Source organism: Planococcus sp. TJ-301, assembly GCF_058268475.1.
The window spans coordinates 114,610-132,889 of sequence record NZ_JBZDOH010000001.1 but is presented as its reverse complement, the minus strand read 5'-3'; the positions used below and the strand labels follow the sequence as shown (position 1 = coordinate 132,889).

The 18,280-nt window shown below is 46.8% G+C and carries 16 protein-coding genes; all 16 read right to left on the bottom strand.

The genetic code is table 11. The features are described from left to right. Positions 1 to 188: 188 nt before the first annotated feature. Positions 189 to 1,124: a primosomal protein DnaI gene (gene dnaI / locus AC4EHJ_RS00700; RefSeq protein ID WP_490973691.1), complete on the bottom strand. Its 936-nt coding sequence runs from the start codon at positions 1,122 to 1,124 to the stop codon at positions 189 to 191. Beyond that, positions 1,125 to 2,495 carry a replication initiation and membrane attachment family protein gene (locus AC4EHJ_RS00695; RefSeq protein ID WP_490973690.1) on the bottom strand — a complete coding sequence of 457 codons (1,371 nt, stop codon included), beginning with the start codon at positions 2,493 to 2,495 and terminating at the stop codon, positions 1,125 to 1,127. Between the two features lie 11 nt (positions 2,496 to 2,506). Next, entirely contained in the window at positions 2,507 to 2,983 is a 477-nt protein-coding gene (gene nrdR, locus AC4EHJ_RS00690; RefSeq protein WP_490973689.1) for a transcriptional regulator NrdR, read from the bottom strand. Positions 2,984 to 3,441: 458 nt separating this feature from the next. After that, entirely contained in the window at positions 3,442 to 3,825 is a 384-nt protein-coding gene (gene speD / locus AC4EHJ_RS00685; protein WP_490973688.1) for an adenosylmethionine decarboxylase, read from the bottom strand. Positions 3,826 to 4,136: 311 nt separating this feature from the next. Continuing rightward, a complete protein-coding gene (locus AC4EHJ_RS00680; protein ID WP_490973687.1) occupies positions 4,137 to 5,153 on the bottom strand; it encodes a glyceraldehyde-3-phosphate dehydrogenase in 1,017 nt (338 codons plus the stop codon). Positions 5,154 to 5,253: 100 nt separating this feature from the next. Further along, a complete protein-coding gene (coaE, locus tag AC4EHJ_RS00675; protein WP_490973686.1) occupies positions 5,254 to 5,859 on the bottom strand; it encodes a dephospho-CoA kinase in 606 nt (201 codons plus the stop codon). A 9-nt stretch (positions 5,860 to 5,868) separates the two neighbouring features. Next, positions 5,869 to 6,738: a bifunctional DNA-formamidopyrimidine glycosylase/DNA-(apurinic or apyrimidinic site) lyase gene (mutM, locus tag AC4EHJ_RS00670; RefSeq protein WP_490973685.1), complete on the bottom strand. Its 870-nt coding sequence runs from the start codon at positions 6,736 to 6,738 to the stop codon at positions 5,869 to 5,871. 15 nt (positions 6,739 to 6,753) lie between these two features. Next, a complete protein-coding gene (gene polA / locus AC4EHJ_RS00665) occupies positions 6,754 to 9,375 on the bottom strand; it encodes a DNA polymerase I (RefSeq protein ID WP_490975590.1) in 2,622 nt (873 codons plus the stop codon). Between the two features lie 80 nt (positions 9,376 to 9,455). Then, positions 9,456 to 10,436, bottom strand: coding sequence for a protease modulator HflC (hflC, locus tag AC4EHJ_RS00660; protein WP_490973684.1), 981 nt, complete (start codon positions 10,434 to 10,436; stop codon positions 9,456 to 9,458). After that, entirely contained in the window at positions 10,436 to 11,395 is a 960-nt protein-coding gene (gene hflK, locus AC4EHJ_RS00655) for an FtsH protease activity modulator HflK (RefSeq protein WP_490973683.1), read from the bottom strand. The genes hflC and hflK overlap by 1 nt, the downstream gene beginning before the upstream one ends. A gap of 171 nt (positions 11,396 to 11,566) precedes the next feature. After that, positions 11,567 to 12,781 (bottom strand): carboxylate--amine ligase, encoded by a 1,215-nt coding sequence (locus AC4EHJ_RS00650; RefSeq protein ID WP_490973682.1) that lies wholly within the window; start codon positions 12,779 to 12,781, stop codon positions 11,567 to 11,569. 14 nt (positions 12,782 to 12,795) lie between these two features. Continuing rightward, positions 12,796 to 14,193, bottom strand: coding sequence for a two-component system histidine kinase PnpS (pnpS, locus tag AC4EHJ_RS00645; RefSeq protein WP_490973681.1), 1,398 nt, complete (start codon positions 14,191 to 14,193; stop codon positions 12,796 to 12,798). Continuing rightward, complete coding sequence (locus AC4EHJ_RS00640; RefSeq protein WP_490973680.1) at positions 14,190 to 14,897, bottom strand: response regulator transcription factor; 708 nt, start codon at positions 14,895 to 14,897, stop codon at positions 14,190 to 14,192. Before AC4EHJ_RS00640 ends, pnpS begins: the two co-directional genes overlap by 4 nt. A gap of 44 nt (positions 14,898 to 14,941) precedes the next feature. Next, positions 14,942 to 15,418, bottom strand: a complete 477-nt coding sequence (locus AC4EHJ_RS00635) for a MaoC/PaaZ C-terminal domain-containing protein (protein ID WP_490973679.1) — start codon at positions 15,416 to 15,418, stop codon at positions 14,942 to 14,944. Positions 15,419 to 15,981: 563 nt separating this feature from the next. Further along, positions 15,982 to 16,920 carry a malate dehydrogenase gene (gene mdh / locus AC4EHJ_RS00630; RefSeq protein ID WP_490973678.1) on the bottom strand — a complete coding sequence of 313 codons (939 nt, stop codon included), beginning with the start codon at positions 16,918 to 16,920 and terminating at the stop codon, positions 15,982 to 15,984. 62 nt (positions 16,921 to 16,982) lie between these two features. Continuing rightward, positions 16,983 to 18,248: an NADP-dependent isocitrate dehydrogenase gene (gene icd, locus AC4EHJ_RS00625; RefSeq protein ID WP_490973677.1), complete on the bottom strand. Its 1,266-nt coding sequence runs from the start codon at positions 18,246 to 18,248 to the stop codon at positions 16,983 to 16,985. Positions 18,249 to 18,280 lie beyond the last annotated feature (32 nt).

Genomic DNA, 18,280 nt, shown 5'->3' with positions numbered 1-18,280 from the left:
TACTAAAAAAGTTCACAGCTGCTGCTCTAAGGGGGTAAGCGTCTTGCCGGTACTTAAGAAGCTTGCAGCCAGGGCTTCTCTCTCTGAAAGTCGTACAGTCCGCTATTGTCCTTGTCAACGCATGTTAATTCATATTTCGATTGTTTTTACTATACTGTGTAAATTATGAAAATGCAATAGCCGAACTGTCAATTTCTACGGTTTTTGCCGTCCAGCTTCACTGGGGTCGTCAAGGCACGGATTCGTTCCATGACGCGCGCAGCTTTCAAATCTTCTTTTTCGCCGCGCTGGGAATAAGTGAGATGGTGCTGCAATTCAGAATAGCTGAAGTTCGATGTCATGAACGTCGGCAGTTTCTCTGCCATGCGGTAATGCAGGATGGTGCCGAGGACTTCGTCGCGCGTCCAGCTCGACATCGCTTCTGCTCCAATATCATCAAGCATGAGAACATCGGCTTTTTTGACGTAATCGACTTTCTCTTGCAGCGTCTGGTCCCCGATTGCCTGTTTCATTTCGCGCATGAATTCTGGCACGAAAACCAAGACCGAGCGGATGTCCATATCCGCAAGTTCATTGGCGACAGCACTCAGCAAATAGGATTTGCCGACGCCGAACTTGCCATAGAGGTACAAGCCTTTTTCCGGCATGTGGCCCGGTCCAGTCGTTTCATCCAGGAACTTGCCGACCGCGCGGAATGATTCCATCCGGCTGTCGTCCGGCTCGAATTCGTCGAGCGTCGCTTGCATGACCTCTTTCGGCATGTACATGCTGTGGATCATCGAAGAAGCCTTGCGTTTATTGTCATGGGCATTTTTCAATCGGCAGGCCGTATAGGAAATGCCAATTGTGCCGCGTTCAAGCACGAGATTCGGTTCGAACCCTTTCAAGTGGTTGACGCAGCCTTCAAAGCTCGGGCATTTATGGCAGTCATGGGATTGGTCAATATACTCGTATAATTTGTGAAGCCCGCGATCAACCGTGCTTTTGTCGATTTCCGAGGAATGCTGTTCCAGGAATTTTTGGACGCCGGGATGCTCCAGCACTTCCTTGCGCATGTCGTTATAGCGCTCTGAAAAAGCGGGTGCGTTCACAACGCGTTTTAATGTTTCGCGAATTGGCTCCATTTAATCACCTTTCCCTTTCTTCATCGCCAATTTAGCGAGAAGCTTTTGTTTCTCGATTTCCAGACTTTCGTTTTTCGGGCCGGAAGCCGCAGGCGTTTCTTCTTTCGTGTAAAACCATTCAGGCAGTTTCTCTTCGCGCAGCGGCTTGCCTCTGTTCTGGCGCGCAGGTGCTTTCGATGATGCTGACGGAGATCCTTCTGCTTTCCATTTTACATATTGCTCATGTTCAATGCGCGCAAGCTCCATCGCTTCTTTTGCAGTCGTGACATTTTTGCGCAGCCAATGCGACGCTATTTTCTCGACGTACGCTTTCGTCAACTTCATATCGGTGCGCAGCAAGACGTATTGCAGCAGCACATTGACAACTGCTGGCTCCATGCCATGCTGCATAACCAGCTGATTCGCTAACTGGACATCTGCAGGCAGTGGTTCATTGCCGTTAGCGATGTCCCGCAAAACTTCTACAGGCGCAGCCGATTCCAAATAAAGAATCAGCTCATCTTGCCGGGTTCTCGGCTCGTTTTGCTGTTCCGGAAGCTTTTCTTCCTTCTGCACATGGACAAGCTGCGGCGCGGTCGTTGCAACCGTCAATTTATAATATTCCGAAGCCGCTTTTTTCAAGCTTTCGGCCGTAATTTTATAATCTTCGTCAATCGCCAGCAAAACCACTTTTTGCATTTCCAGCGGCCCCCAGCTGTATAAATACGCTAACTTCCCGATGGTATCCCTAATAGAAGCAGTTAGGACGCGTTTCGGCACCAGCTGTTCGGACAAACCTTGCTGCAATAAGCTGAAATCGAAATCGGACTCGGTCTGGTACTCCCCTTTTTTGCGTTCATGCAAATCTTTTGTTTCCGCCGGATAGCCGGCTTTCGCATGAACAGGACGAAAAATGTCCGTGAATGTGCGGGACACTTCTTCAAATCCTTCACCGATATCGGTCGGATTCAAGAACCGCTCCCGCACTTTGCGGTAAGCCGATTCCCCAATCTTGCTGAACAAGAACATCGACAGCAAAGGATCCTGAAAAAAATTTTTCGGGTCAAGCGGCGGACATAGTTCATAGATGAACGACCGGTGACCGTTGTCTTTCTTGAAGGTTTTCATCAACCCAATCGCTTCAAGCTGGATGCGGGATTCAAAAAGCTTGGCGATTGAAATGCCCAATGTGTTCATTAATGCGTAATGGGTCGTTTCTTCGCTCGGAGCTTCCCCTTCTGCCCACAGCGTCAAATAGAAAGCGGTTGCTTCCGCCCCGATCATCGGCTGATACAAAAGCGTCAAAAGCTGGCGGTCGTAATTTGAAAACGGGTACGGCAGCCGGATCTTAAACGAATCCGGAGGCTGCAGTTCTTTATAAAGTGCAGACATATTACACCACCTTATTCGGGTTTCTTGCCATTCGGGCTTTTATCCAATAAATCCTTCAATTCATCGATAAAGACCGTAATGTCTTTAAACTGACGATAAACCGAAGCGAAGCGGACATACGCCACTTCGTCAATTGCCGCAAGGCGGTTCATGACAAGTTCTCCGACTTCTTCGGATTTCACCTCGGCATTGCCTGTGCGGCGAAGTTCCTTCTCAATATCAAAAACAAGATTCTCCAGTGTCTCCAAAGGAACTGGACGTTTTTCGCAAGCACGAATCAAGCCGCGCAAAACTTTCTCGCGGCTGAACTCTTCACGTGAGCCATCTTTCTTCACGACAATCAGCGGCATTTCTTCCACTTTTTCAAAAGTCGTATAACGGTAGCCGCACGCTTCACATTCTCTGCGCCTCCGAATGGATTTATTATCATCTACTGGCCGCGAATCCACTACGCGTGTACCATTATGCTGGCAAGCCGGACATCTCATATTGGACCTCTCCCTAAACATTGTTTCTCGTAACTCCAGTATAACAAATTTAAGGCTCCATTAGTTGCGATATAGATAGAACGAAAGATTTCGAGTAGTGGATACTGCGCAAAACTGCCTCGCTTGCCGCGGGCGAGCACTGAGCCGCTTCGTCGCTAGCGCTTCTGCAGGGTCTCAGCTATCTCGCTTTCCCGCAGGCGTCTCGGCAGTTTGCTCCGTATCCACAAGTATCTCCAAAATAGCAGAGCCACGTAAACCTTTCTATTTTCATAAAAATTTCCCAGTGAAGGCGCGAACAAGGGCTAGGCGGAGCAGAAAGACAAGCGTTCTTTGCTTGGTTTTCTGTGTAAGCCATGCCCTGAGCGACCGAAGCGACATACAACAATTTTCATCTATCCCAAGAAAACAGAAAAAGCAGGGGATCAGATCCCCTGCTTCGTATCGTTCATGTTAATGGATTATGCATTTACTGAAACTTTGGACTTTTCAACACTGACCGGGCCCATACCGCGCGGAATTTCTACAAATTCGCGAGCACCAGAATTCAGCGCTTCTGCAATGTAATTAGCTGCAATAGTTGGATCAAGATCGCCGCAAGTATATACATCGATACTAGCATAGCCATGTTCCGGGAAGCTGTGGATCGTTAAATGCGATTCAGAAATGATGACTACCCCGCTTACGCCTTGAGGTGCAAATTTGTGAAAAGCTACTTCTCTGACTTCAGCTCCGGCTTTTAGTGCTGCATCAACAAAAGTTTGTTCGATAAAATCCATATCGTTTAATTTGTCAAAATCACACTGCCAAAGTTCTGCAATTACGTGACGTCCCATTGTTTCCATGGTTCGTTTCCCCCTTTGATATCATTTTGTTTTAGTGCGCAAAATATTCAAAGTTGACTACCACGGGGGAAAGTTAGTCCAAAGAGGTCCTAACCCTTTAAGCAGTCATGTGAATAAATATTGCTCCGTCCGCTCCCTTATCAAGCACTCAGAAACGAAGAAGTACGTAGCCGTTTTTTGACTACGAGTGTTAGTATATGATGTATTGATATGAAATGCAATCATAATAACTTAAAATACCTTATTTTTTTATGGGATTTTTTTCATGAAAAAGCCGCATGCCATTTTACAATGGCTGCGGCTTGTATTAATTATCGGGCATAAACCAATGATTTTGCCACTTTTTTGGTTAAATCCACCACTCGCGCAGAGTAGCCCCATTCGTTATCATACCAAGCTAGAACTTTCACTTTGCGGCCGCCGATCACCATCGTCGACAATCCATCTACGATCGCCGATTGTTCGGTCGTGTTGAAGTCGATTGACACCAAAGGCTCCATTGTTAAGCTCAAGATGCCTTCAAGGCCATTCAAGGAAGCAGCTAGGAAAGCAGCATTCACTTCTTCTATTGTCACGTCCTGCTTCAAGTCCACGACAAGATCCACTAAGGATACGTTTGGAGTCGGTACGCGAAGCGACATGCCATGAAGTTTGCCTTCAAGTTCAGGAAGTACCAATGATAGCGCTTTCGCGGCGCCCGTAGAAGTAGGGATGATCGACTGGCCACATGCACGCGCACGGCGGAGATCTTTATGCGGGTTATCCAAGTTCTTCTGGTCATTCGTGTAAGAATGGACGGTGGTCATCAAGCCGTTTTCAATCCCGAACGCATCGTTCAAGACTTTCGCTACCGGTGCAAGGCAGTTAGTCGTGCAGCTGGCATTTGAAATAACGTCGTGCTTATCGATTTCAAGTGCGCCGTCGTTGACGCCCATCACAATTGTGATGTCGGCATTTTTGCCAGGAGCTGATAAAATGACTTTCTTGGCTCCAGCATCCAAATGCAATGCCGCTTTTTCGCGTGCATTGAACTTGCCTGTCGCTTCAATGACGATGTCGATGCCCATTTCACTCCAAGGAAGCAGTAAAGGATCACGTTCATTGACGAGCTGAACCCGTTTTCCATTGACAATTAATGCATCTTCTTCATGAGAGACTTCGCCCTGGAAGGTGCCGTGATTTGTGTCATACTTAATCAGATGCGCTAGTGTTGCAGCAGGATAGCCGGCATTAACAGCTACAATATTGATGTCATCCATTAAAATAGCTTGTCTGAAAACCATACGGCCGATGCGGCCAAACCCGTTAATCGCAATAGAAACTGTCATTTATGAGTCCCCCATTAAATAAGTTATACTTTTATTTTTAATTCGTTATATAGTATAACACATTTTACGAATACTGGAACCTTAAACTTCACTTCAGCTATTATTGTTCCGATATGCCCGCATCCCACTTTTCAAGGATGCGGTTGAGCTGCCATTTCGTTTCTTCTATTGTGCCATTATTATAAATTACGGCATCTGCACCTTCTTCTTTCACTGACATCGGCAATTGCGAGGAAATCCGCGCAAGTGACTCCTCTTCGGACAACTCGTTGCGTTCCATGAGGCGCTTCAGCTGATTTTCCTCGGTGACACTGACGACCAGGATCTTGTCCACGAAATGCTGGAGCTTGCTTTCAAACAGCAGCGGGATATCCATGATGACCACTTTTTGGCCTTCTGCCACATACGCCGCCCGCTGGCGCAGCATTTCTTGGCGGATTGCCGGATGGATGATATCATTCAAGCGTTTACGGCTGGCCGGATCGCTGAATATGATGTCCCCCACTTTTTTGCGGTCAAGCGAACCGTCCGGCAAAATGACATCTTCACCGAACGCCCCCTTAATTTTTTCCAGCGTTTCACTGCCGGGTTCTACTACTTGGCGAGCCACTAAATCAGCGTCGACAATCGGATAGCCCAACTCCTTCAACATCTGCGAGACGGTGCTTTTTCCGCTCGCTATGCTTCCTGTTAACCCAATGATCATTCTAATCCCTCATTTTTGGCAAGTCGGACAGTAGACTGAAGTGCGCCCCGCAATTTGAAGGGACTTCGTCGCTGTGCCGCATTCCATGCATTGTTTTTTGCCGTACATGCCGAAGCGGTCTTGCATCCGTCCTGATTCGCCGTTAATGTTGCGGTAATCAGAAATGGTGCTGCCACCAGCCTCGATGCTTTCAAGCAGAATCGCCGCAACCGCTTTGAACAGCTGGATTTTCCTGGCGCGGCTGATGCGCCCCGCTGCTCGGTTCGGATGGATTTTCATCCGGAACAGTGCTTCGGTTGCATAGATATTACCGCAACCTGAAATCACTTGCCCGTCCATAATGACTTCCTTGATCGGCTTTGCGCTGTATTTTGGGCGTTCCGCCATATGGAGAAAATGGTCGAGCGCTTCTTCAGCGAACGGTTCAGGCGCCATTAAGAGCAGCGGCGGAAAATCCGCTTCGCCGTTCAGCAAGCGCATCTCGCCGAAACGCCGGATATCCGAGTAGGCCAATAGATTGCCGTCGTCGAGCGTCAGCACGACGTGGACATGGCGCCGGAACTTTTCTTCCGTAATGGACAACAAGCTGTCGACGTAAAACCACGCTCCCGACATGCCCAAATGGTTGACCAATAAAAATTCCCGGTCTTTTTGCATTGTGAAATAAATATATTTGCTGCGCCGTTCCACACTGGAAATTTCCGCTCCGACCAATCGGCTGATAAATGCATCTGCATCCATCTTTTTGATGATTGCTTCCTTGCCATTTGCCTTTGACAGGCGGATGGTATCGGAAACGAAAACATCACGGATTGTTTTCCCGGCTGCGGCCGGGCGGATTTGGCGAACGACGCCTTCCACTTCAGGAAGTTCCGGCATCTGTCAGCCCTCCCGTCATTTTGTATCGTACCAAGTATCGCCGTATGCGAAGTCGACTTTCAGCGGCACATTCAAGGTGACGGCCGATTCCATCGCCTGTGGCACTAAAGTCTTCAATTTTTCAAGTTCATTTGGCGGCGCTTCAAAAATCAATTCATCGTGTACTTGAAGCAACATGCGTGTCTGCATGTTTTCACGCTTCAAAGCATCTGCCATATCGATCATCGCTTTTTTAATGATGTCCGCGGCGCTTCCTTGAATTGGTGTATTCATTGCTGTGCGCTCCGCAAAACTGCGCAAGTTGAAATTCGAGCTATTGATGTCAGGCAAATAGCGGCGGCGGTTCATGATTGTTGTTACAAAGCCATTTTTCTTCGCCATCTGTATGCTCTCGTCCATGTATTGCTTAACTCCAGGAAAGCTCTTCAAATACGTGTCGATGAATTCTGCCGCTTCTTTGCGGGTAATGTTCAAATTCTGAGAAAGTCCGTAATCGCTGATGCCGTAGACAATGCCGAAGTTGACGGCTTTTGCGGCGCGGCGCATATTCGGCGTCACTTCTTCCGCTCCGACGCCATAGACGTCCATCGCCGTTTTCGTATGGATGTCCATGTCGTTCTTAAAGGCTTCAATCAGGCTTTCATCTTTCGACATATCTGCCAGCACGCGCAATTCAATCTGCGAGTAATCGGCAGCGACCATGACCCAGCCTGGCTGAGACGGCACGAATGCTTTACGAATTTTCCGCCCTTCTTCCAAGCGCACCGGGATGTTCTGCAAGTTCGGGTTGATCGAACTCAAGCGTCCCGTCGTCGTCAGCGCCTGCTGGAACCGCGTATGGACTTTGCCGTCTTCATGGATTTCTTTCAATAAACCTTCTATATAAGTGGAACGGATTTTGCCCAATTGGCGGTACATCAGAATATAGGAAATGACTTCATGCTTGCCTTCGAGTTTCTCCAATACATCCGCAGCCGTAGAATAGCCCGTTTTCGTCTTTTTCTGCACCGGCAATCCAAGCTTCTCAAAAAGAAGCGTGCCCAGTTGCTTTGGCGAGTTGATGTTGAAACGTTCTCCAGCAAGACCATAAATATCGAACTCGATCTTCTCAAGTTTATGGGACAAGTCTTTGCCCATTTCCTCCAATTGCTCTTTGTCCACTTTAACGCCGAAAGACTCCATTTCACCTAAAATGGTGGCAAGCGGCAGCTCAAGCTTGTTGTACAAATCGAATTGCTCGTTTTCTTGGAGCTTCTTCAAGACCATCGGGCGGACTTCCCAAATTGTCCGTGCTTTTCTGGCCATATGCTCGTTGAGGATATCCGCTTCAGGCACCGCTTTTTTCGCACCTTTGCCGTAAATCTGCTCGTTTTGGGCAACATCCGTATAACCGTATTCCTGGACGATATTTGCCAAGTCCGTATACGTCAACGACGGGTTGACAATATAAGCGCCGAGCATCAAATCGAAATCGACACCTTCCACGCCTAGGCCATAACGGTAAAAGGCGGCCGTTGCGGCTTTCGAGTCCGACATGTATTTCTTCTTCGAATCGTCTGCGAACCACTCTTTGAACGCTTGGGATTGCTTGATCGTTTCCATCGGCACGACGTAGGTCTTGTCAGCAGTCGCCAATGAAACCCCGAGCAAGTCGCACGTGTGGTATTGTTCGTCGTACATTTCCAGGTGGATTGCCATTTCGTCTTCCAGAACCGATGCATCAAGTTCCGTCAGCACTTCGAATTCCAATTCTTTTTTGGTTGTTTCTTCTGCCGTGTAATCGAGTTTTTCCAAGAGCGACTTGAACGCTAGCTCATTCCATACTTTGATCAATTCATCATGGTCCGGACCTGGATACGACAATTCCTCGATGGAAACTTCCACAGGCGCACCGCGTTCGATCGTCGCCAATTTCTTGCTGATATATGCGAGATCTTCATTGGCAACCAATTTTTCTTTCATCTTGCCTTTTTGTTCGTCGATCGCTTCGTAGACCCCTTCAACGCTGCCATGTGCTGCCAGCAGCTTTAACGCGGTTTTTTCGCCGATTCCCGGAACGCCCGGAATGTTATCCGATGCATCGCCCATAAGGCCTTTCATATCAATGATCTGCAAAGGCGTCAGGTTGTATTTTTCACGGATGTGATCGACCGTGTATTTCTCGATGTCCGTTATCCCTTTGCGGGTGATGTATACCGTAGTCGAAGGCGACGCCAATTGCGTCAAATCCTTATCACCAGAAATGACGATGACTTCGTCGCCTTCTTTTTCCGCTTCCAAGCTCAAAGTTCCGATAATGTCATCCGCTTCGTAATTCGGTAATTCATACGTTTTGATGCGGTAAGCATCAATCAGTTTCCGCAAATATGGAAATTGTTCAGACAGTTCCGGCGGCGTTTTTTGGCGCCCGCCTTTGTACTCCCCGAACATCTCATTGCGGAACGTCGTTTTCCCAGCATCGAAGGCAACAATCATATGCGTAGGCTGTTCTTCTTCCAGTATTTTTTGGAGCATCATCGTAAAGCCGTATACAGCATTCGTATGGATCCCTTGCTCATTCGTCAAAAGCGGCAACGCGAAAAACGCGCGGTACGCCAAACTATTTCCGTCTAATAATAAAATCTTCTTTGCCACAATATTACCCCTCTCATAAACAAAAGCCGTCATTCCTATCATTTTACCACGCGGGCAAAAAGAAGAGAAATAACGGCTTGCGGCTATTCCAAATTCCCGGAAAGAATTTGGGCGTATGGTGAATCGGACGGCAGGATGATCACCGTGTCCTCGCCGATTGTTTTGGTGTAGGACTGAAGTGAACGATACAGCTCATAGAATTCCGGATCTTTTGAAAAAGACTTATTGTAGATTTTAGCAGCTTCGGATTCACCTTCCGACTGGATCAACGCCGCTTCTTTTTTGGCGGAAGCAATCACTTCCTGCGCTTCGCGGTCAGCTTGCGCCTCGATTTCACGTTTTTTCGCATCGCCTTGGGACAAATAATCCTGCGCGGTCGAATCACGTTCTGAAATCATTCGGGTATACACGGACTGTTCGTTTTCTTCCGGCAAGTCCGTGCGTTTCATGCGAACATCCACAACGCGGATACCGTATTGGTCTTTCTCCAGCAATTCATTGACGCGGGCTGTGACATTGTCATTCAAGCTGCCGCGCGAAGAATTTTCATCGTTGATGATTTCATCGTAATTCAATTGGCCAAGTTCGGTCCGCACAACAGAGTAGATAAATTCCTCCATGCGCGATTCTGCGTTGACGATCGTTACAGCGTTGGTGATCAGCTCACGCGGGTTGACGACATGCCACACCGCGTAATTATCGATAATGATGCGCTTTTTGTCTTTCGTGTTGATTTCCGCTTCGGAAACATCATAGGTCATTTGATATTTCGGCAGCGTGCTGACACTCTGCACAAAAGGGATTTTCATGCGGATGCCCGGCTCTTCATAGATGCCGACAACTTCACCGAATTGGCGCACCACCCGGTATTCGTTTTCTTTCACGACATAGACATTGGTCAACAGGATGATCAAAGCGAAAAGCGCCAGCGACAAGACCGTAATCAATTTCCAATATTTCTTGAAATTAATCGGTTCTCTCGGCGTTTTTGGTTTTTTCGGTTTTAGTGGCTTTTCCCACGGGTTCGGTTTTACTGGATTGTTCTGCGGCTTAATCGGCTCCATCAGTCTCCTCCCCCTTCTTCTGCTGCCGGCGGCACGATTGTCTGTGCCTCATTTAATGGCAAGTACGTCATTGTTCCGCCTTCGTCGTTCATGATGTAAAGTTTGGCATTAGGCAACACAGTCTCGAGTGTTTCCATAACAATACGCTGCCGCGTCACTTCTGGATTAGTTTCATATTCCGCATATAATTTATCAAACAATGCAACGTCTCCAAGGGCTTGCTCGACACGGGCAACTTTCTGCCCTTCGGCACGTGAATTGATGGCTGCTTTTTCACCCAATGCTTCATTGCGCTTCTGGTTTTCATATTTTCGTGCTTCGTTTATTTTCGTATTCATCGTCTCGCGTGCATCCGTCACGTTGGTGAATGCCGCGCGGACTTCTTCATTCGGCAGCTCGACGTCCTGCAGCTTAACGGCTAGAACGGTGATGCCGAAATCGTATTTATCCATCAATGAAGCGAGCAAGTCTCTTGTCTCCGCTTCAATTTCCGCTTTCCCGGAAGTCAGCGCGTCATCGATGAGCGAACTGCCGATGATTGAGCGGATGGAAGCCGAAGTGGCATCGTGCAGCACATCTTGCGGGTTTTCGGCATTGAACAGGTATTTTTTCGGATCGGTGATTTTCCACTGTACGACCAAATCGGTCAATACGATATTTTCATCCCCTGTGATCATTTTCGTTTCTTTGTCAAAAGCGACGATTTCTCCATCTTCGTTTTGGTTATAGCCGAATTGGAGACTGTACGTTTCTTTCGATAGGATTTCTGCTTTTTGTATCGGCCAAGGTATCTTGAAATGCAGACCCGGTTCGACAATCGTCTCATTGGCGACACCGAATGTGACGATTACCGCCTGCTCGGATTCATCTACTGTATACCATGATGTGAACACTGCAATCAGCAACAGGATTCCGAAAATGGACAATCCAATGATGGCTAAGATTTTTTTAACGGACATTTTTATTCCCCCTTTTTCTCTTCTATTTCATATACGGCAAAATCTTGAAATAGTTTCAGAAAATAGAAAAAGAGCCCCGGGGAAGGGCTCTTTTTCCCTTCATGCGGTTGAAGGGGGTTCTATTAAACAATAACATCCGTTTGTGAAGCCAGTGTTAATCTAATGTTAAACTTACCACTGATTATTCTTATATTTCTTATAATAATTGACTTGACGCGCGAATAAGTATAACTTGCGCTTTAAATGCGTGTCTTTCTTATAAAATAACGGATTGCCGTATTTCCCTTTTTTCAGCAGTTCATTAATGTCCCGTTGAACCGCTTTGTTATTGACGAATTTGCGGAGTACGATTTTCGGCACTACCGTGAAGAGGAAGTCTTCGTTCAAGTACGTCACCGGCTTTTCAACGTGGTAAATCAAGTCATCAACCAGGTACGACGCCATGTTATGCCCAAGTGCCGTCACGTAATAGCTCGAACGCCCTTGGCGGATGTTCACTTCAAAAACTTTGAACTTGCCGTCGCGTTCATCGAATTTCAAATCGAAATTCGCGAAGCCGTTATAGCCGACCGCTTCAAGGAAGTTCTGCAGCTTGACCATCATTTCCTTGTTGTAACGGGTGATCAAGGCTGTGTAATTGCCGATTGCGGTCACCGTATGTTCTTGCAGCACTACTTGCGCAAACGTCACTAGCTGAGTCTTGCCTTTTGAACTTGCGTAAATGACGGAATCCCACATGTACGTGTCGTCGCCCGGGATGAAATCCTGGATAATCAGCTCATCATCATAGCCGCTGCTGACGATTTTATTGATGACGTTCTGCAGTTCACGCGGGTTTTCCACTTTATAGACTTTTTGCTGGCCTTCGAATTTGTTTAAGTTATACGCGATGCCGTTGCTCGGCTTAACGATAACAGGATACATCATCTGTTCTTCGAAAGGCGTGTTTGAACGGCAATCGTAGAAATAAGTCGTGGGCGTATCGATGCCGTGCTCCGCACATAATTTATAAAAATTCGATTTGACCTGCAACTGGTTCATCAAGTCTTCGGAGATATAATTAAAGACAAAAAATTCTTTTAGCATTGCTGCGTTCTCAATGATCAAGCGCACGTACAAATCATTGGTGCCGACAAGCAGCAAGGTCTTGCCAGGCGTTCTGTATTTTTGAGCGATATCGGTCATGATTCCGGCAAATTGTGCGGAATCCGATAAGCCCGACCGTAATTCGATCGTTTCAGTAATTGTGCTCATTGCAGTGAACGACAACGGTTCTTTGCCGACCAATATTGGTTTAATGCCATAAGCTTCGTGAAAAGAGATGGCCATGTTGTAAGCGTTCATGTCTGTGCCAATAATAATAGGCAAAAATGGGTTTGTTTCCATATGTTCCTCCTAGATTAACTTGCTAAAGGCAAGTGGATGATAAACGTTGAGCCTTTGCCGACTTCACTATTGACTTCCACTTTGCCATGATGTGCTTCAATCAAATGTTTGACAATGGATAATCCCAGTCCGGTTCCGCCAGAATTTCGGCTTCGCGCCCGGTCAACCCGGTAAAAACGTTCAAATAAACGGCTGAATTCAGCTTTTGCGATGCCGATTCCTTGGTCTTCTACTTCAATAATTGCTTCTTTGCCGCGTGAAAATAACCGTATGGTAATCACCGTTTGCTCCGGCGAATAAGTCATGGCATTGACCAATAAATTCATCATGACCTGGACAAGCCGATTCGGGTCTCCTTGTACAATAACGGGTTCGAGCTGGAGATTCAACTCGATCCTTTTGTCTTCCAGTTTTTTCTGCACCATTTCCCTCACTTGGTAAATGATCGCTTCCATATCTGTTGGAAGGGCGTCCACTTTAAAGCCGGACTGTTCTACCCGGGAAAGTTCCAACAGGTCTTCAATCAGCATTTCCAACCGATTGCTTTCTTTATGAATGATTTCCAAAAACGATTCACACGTGGCGGGATCTTTATAGGCCCCGTCCAAAAGCGTCTCAGAAAACCCTTTTATCGAAGTGACTGGCGTCCGCAATTCATGCGATACATTCGCCACGAAATCTTTCCGGATCTGCTCTAAACGCTTTAATTCTGTGATATCGTGCAACACAATGACAATGCCATGCCATTGCTCCTGTTCCCCGATCACCGGTGCACCATAGACGTCAATATGGCGGCTGCTCAGCCCTTGGGTGAAAGCAAGCTGCTCTCGTGCAGGTTTTTCCATCATAAAGACCCGCTCGATAAAATCCTGCAAACCTTGTGGAATTTGAACTTCTTTGTAGAATTTTTTGTCGACATCCATTTCCGTTAATTCGAATTCATACATGAACGATTTATTGACAAGCGACACTGCTCCTTGGCGGTCGATCATGATCAATGCACTGCCCATGTTTTCAATCAGCGTTTTCAGCCGTTCTTGTTCCATTTCCCGGACTGCAGTAATTTCCTGCAAGTTTCTTGCCAGTACATTGATGGTGGAGCTGAGTTCGACTGTACCGATGTTGCTGTATTCGTATGCACGCGCCTGATAATTTCCTTTGGCCAGCTCCAACGCGGTTTCTGTCACGTTTTCAATCGGCATAGCCTGGACCTTGATGATCTGGTAGCCGATAATAGCCGAAAAAATCATGGCCAGCGCAAAAATGAGCGCAAGCCAGATCCATAATTGCATTTGATTTCCGGATTCTGCGTAAATGGGAAAAAGCTGGCCAATGATGATCAACAGGCCAGCCAGCAATATACCGAGCCACAAAAGGATAGTCCTCAACAAGCGATGCTGAAATGACCTCATCCCGCTTTCGGCTCCTCAAATTTATAGCCCAGCCCCCGAATAGTCTTAATGAAGACCGGTTTGCGGCTGTTTTCCTCGATTTTTTCACGCAGGTGGCTGATGTGCACATCTACAATCCGTGTATCACCTGCAAAATCATATTTCCAGACAGCACTCAATAACTGGTCGCGTGTCAACACTCGGTTTTTGTTTTCCATCAAGTAGACAAGAAGTTCGAACTCTTTCGGAGTGAACTCAAGCTGTTTTTCATCTAGAAAAACCTCGAACCGATCTGGAAACACTTTTAAGCTGCCAAGCACCAAAGGCGCGGAAGTTTCCCCTTTTGGAGTCGGAGTAGTGACCGAACGCCGCAGCACCGCTTTGATGCGAGCCACAACTTCCCTTGGGCTGAATGGTTTTGTCATATAATCATCGGCTCCAAGTTCTAGCCCGAGCACTTTATCGAATTCATCATCTTTTGCGGTCAGCATAATGATGGGAATATTCACTTTCTCTTGGCGAAGAGCTTTGCACACTTCCACACCGTCCATTGATGGCAACATTAAATCAAGGACGATGAGCGATGGTTTTTCGCTTAACGCTAAATCGTAGCCTTGCTTCCCATCGTTCGCAACAATCGTTTCAAACCCGGCTTGCACCAGATTATAAGATAGGAGCGTAGCAATTGAATGTTCATCTTCGATAATCAGTATTTTATTCAGCATTTGACATCCTCCACATTCAGTTTGAAACCCCCATCTCAAACCGTTTAGAAATTATCCATTGCATGTGTGGCCAGCTGATTCAGCAACTGCGGCGGATTAACTTGCACCGTTCCTTCAACAACGGTGTTGCCGTTTTCATCAGTTGCTTCTACCCGTACGCTTACCAGGTTATTTTTTTCGTCAATCTCAACGATTTCCAGCAAAAAGTCGATCGTTGAATAATGGTATACCGGTTTGACAAATTTTAAACGCTGTTCAGTGATATACGAGCCTGGGCCCGGCAAGTATTTGGAGATTGCTGAAATGATAATGCCCGTCAGCATGATGTTCGGCACAACCGGTTTTTCAAATGCGGTCTGCGAAGCAAAATCGTGCTGGATATACAGCGGATTCCCGTCATTCGTCAACCCCAGATAAAGAAGGAGATCTTTGTCTTCAATCTTCTCTGTGAGTTTCAACTTTTCCCCGACATTCATATCCTCGATTTTTCGGCCTAATTTACGTTTCTTACCAAGCAACAATAAATTCCCCTCCTAAATCTTGCTACCCTTATAGTATCAAGTAATGGCTTGATAGCGCAAGCAGGTATAATAGCCCTGGCGGAGTACTATAAAAGTACAAATAATGATTGTTATCCTTAGATGACTCGAGTTTCAAGTGAAAATATTGATTTAATCTTTTCATTTAGCTTCAGGCGGACGCGTTCCGCGGACCTGGCTTCAGTCTCCTCGTCGCTAGCGCTACTGCGGGGCCTTCAGCTCAGGCTTTGCCCACAGGAGTCGCCGCCTTCCGCTTCATTCAAAGGTATTTCTTAATAGAGCGTTATTTCTTTTACTCAAGAACACGAAAGATACACTCTCTGTAGTTTCTTCCATGTTCTCCAGATATGAAGCAAAATAGCGGAGACGCCTGCGGGAAAGCGAGGCAGCCGAGACCCCGCAAGGAGCGAAGCGACTGAGGAGGCTTGGCGCTCGCCCGCGGCAAGCGCAGCTGTTTTGCGGAATATCGAATTATAAGTTGAATATTTTTTTACATTTTTAAAAATAAAAACCGGACAGAAAAATTCCTGCCCGGTTCATAGCATTTACGCCAAGAGATCCATTACTACTTTCACAGACTCGGCTGATTTGTTCAGCAAAGCCCGCTCTTCCTCGTTCAAATCGATTTCGATGATTTTTTCGATGCCGCCTGCACCAAGAATGGTCGGCACGCCGAGGTAGATTCCATCCAAACCGTACTCGCCTTCCAAATAAGCGATGGACGGCAAAATGCGGCGTTGGTCTTTGATAATCGCTTCGGCCATTTCCACTAATGAGGCGGCTGGCGCATAGTAGGCAGAGCCGTTTCCAAGAAGGTTGACGATTTCTGCTCCGCCTTTACGAGTGCGGTCAACGATTTCGTCAAGACGCTCTTTTGCGATGAGCGTTTCCAATGGTATGCCGCCAGCGTACGAATAGCGAACCAGCGGCACCATGTCGTCGCCGTGGCCGCCCAGGACGAATCCGGTGACGTCTTTGACCGAGACGTTGAGCTCTTCTGCAACAAATGTGCGGAACCGTGCAGAATCCAATACACCTGACTGGCCGATAACACGTTCTTTCGGCAACCCGGATGCTTTATAAACGGTATATGTCATCGCATCGACTGGATTCGTCAATACGAGGATGGTAGTGTCGGGAGAATATTTGACGATTTCTGCCGTGACGGACTTCATGACGTTCTGGTTCGTCTGCACAAGATCGTCCCGGCTCATGCCAGGTTTACGGGCGATGCCTGCAGTGATAATTACCAAATCGGAGTTTTTTGTATCCTCGTAATTCGAAGTTCCGGTTACACGCGCATCAAATCCTTGGACAGGCCCAGCTTCTGCCATATCAAGGGCTTTGCCTTTTGCCGGGTTTTCCATTTGTGGAATATCGACCAATACGACATCACCCAATTCTTTTTGCGCTAACAGAAATGCGGCGGTTGCGCCAGTAAAGCCTGAACCGATCACAGAAATCTTTTTACGTTTGAATGTCATAGAAACTCTCCTTTGAAGTCGAATTTGGGTAAATAAAAAAAGAGGGGTTTCCCCCTCCATTCTTAAAGATTTTTAATTAATTCGTCAGCGAATGCAGAACATTTCACTTCGGTAGCGCCGTCCATAAGACGTGCAAAGTCATAAGTTACTACTTTAGAAGCGATAGTTTTCTCCATTGAAGCCATGATTAATTTAGCCGCTTCGGTCCAGCCCAAGTGCTCAAGCATCAAAACGCCTGACAAGATGACTGATGAAGGGTTTACTTTATCAAGACCAGCATATTTAGGAGCTGTACCATGAGTAGCTTCGAAAATCGCATGTCCAGTCAAGTAGTTGATGTTTGCTCCAGGAGCAATACCGATTCCGCCTACTTGTGCAGCCAATGCGTCAGAGATGTAATCGCCGTTCAAGTTCATTGTAGCAACAACGTCGAACTCGCTTGGGCGTGTAAGGATCTGCTGAAGGAAGATATCAGCAATTGAATCTTTGACAAGGATTTTGCCAGAGTCAAGAGCTTCTTTTTGTGCTTTATCAGCAGCTTCAGTGCCTTGCTCGTCTTTGATCTTGTCGTATTGGTTCCATGTGAACACTTTATCGCCGAACTCTTGCTCAGCAACTTCGTAGCCCCATGTCTTGAAAGCTCCTTCAGTGAACTTCATGATGTTCCCTTTATGGACAAGCGTCAATGATTCGCGGCCTTCAGTGATTGCATAGTTGATCGCAGCGCGAACTAAGCGTTTTGTTCCTTCTTCTGAAATCGGTTTGATGCCGAGTCCTGAAGTTTCTGGGAAACGGATGTTTTTAACGCCCATTTCGTCAGTAAGGAAAGCAAGCAATTTCTTAACTTCATCAGAACCTTGAGCGTATTCGATGCCCGCATAGATATCTTCCGTGTTTTCGCGGAAAATGACCATATCCGTGTCTTCAGGGCGTTTAACCGGTGAAGGAACACCCTCGAAATAACGTACAGGGCGCAAGCATGTGTAAAGATCCAATTCTTGGCGCAAAGCAACGTTCAATGAACGGATACCGCCGCCGATTGGCGTAGTAAGAGGTCCTTTGATAGCGATCAAGTATTCGCGGATAACGTCAAGCGTCTCTTCTGGAAGCCATTCGCCAGTTTGGTCGAATGCTTTTTGTCCGGCAAGAACTTCTTTCCAGACGATTGATTTTTCACCGTTATAAGCTTTTGTTACAGCTTGCTCAAGAACGCGTGAAGCCGCATTCCAGATGTCCGGCCCAGTGCCATCACCGATGATAAAAGGAATTACTGCATTATTAGGGACGTTTAAAACGCCGTTTTCTACTGTGATTTTTTCGCCTGTCATTTAAAATAGCCTCCTGTAGTCAAGTAATAGGG

Coding starts and splice junctions, on each gene's coding strand:
- hflK (WP_490973683.1), bottom strand. CDS start 11,395: ATGTCCGTTAAAAAAATCTTAGCCATCATTGGATTGTCCATTTTCGGA.
- AC4EHJ_RS00640 (WP_490973680.1), bottom strand. CDS start 14,897: ATGCTGAATAAAATACTGATTATCGAAGATGAACATTCAATTGCTACG.
- AC4EHJ_RS00650 (WP_490973682.1), bottom strand. CDS start 12,781: ATGGAAACAAACCCATTTTTGCCTATTATTATTGGCACAGACATGAAC.
- icd (WP_490973677.1), bottom strand. CDS start 18,248: ATGACAGGCGAAAAAATCACAGTAGAAAACGGCGTTTTAAACGTCCCT.
- hflC (WP_490973684.1), bottom strand. CDS start 10,436: ATGGAGCCGATTAAGCCGCAGAACAATCCAGTAAAACCGAACCCGTGG.
- nrdR (WP_490973689.1), bottom strand. CDS start 2,983: ATGAGATGTCCGGCTTGCCAGCATAATGGTACACGCGTAGTGGATTCG.
- mdh (WP_490973678.1), bottom strand. CDS start 16,920: ATGACATTCAAACGTAAAAAGATTTCTGTGATCGGTTCAGGCTTTACT.
- AC4EHJ_RS00680 (WP_490973687.1), bottom strand. CDS start 5,153: ATGACAGTTTCTATTGCGATTAACGGGTTTGGCCGCATCGGCCGTATG.
- coaE (WP_490973686.1), bottom strand. CDS start 5,859: ATGATCATTGGGTTAACAGGAAGCATAGCGAGCGGAAAAAGCACCGTC.
- dnaI (WP_490973691.1), bottom strand. CDS start 1,124: ATGGAGCCAATTCGCGAAACATTAAAACGCGTTGTGAACGCACCCGCT.
- pnpS (WP_490973681.1), bottom strand. CDS start 14,193: ATGAGGTCATTTCAGCATCGCTTGTTGAGGACTATCCTTTTGTGGCTC.
- AC4EHJ_RS00695 (WP_490973690.1), bottom strand. CDS start 2,495: ATGTCTGCACTTTATAAAGAACTGCAGCCTCCGGATTCGTTTAAGATC.
- speD (WP_490973688.1), bottom strand. CDS start 3,825: ATGGAAACAATGGGACGTCACGTAATTGCAGAACTTTGGCAGTGTGAT.
- mutM (WP_490973685.1), bottom strand. CDS start 6,738: ATGCCGGAACTTCCTGAAGTGGAAGGCGTCGTTCGCCAAATCCGCCCG.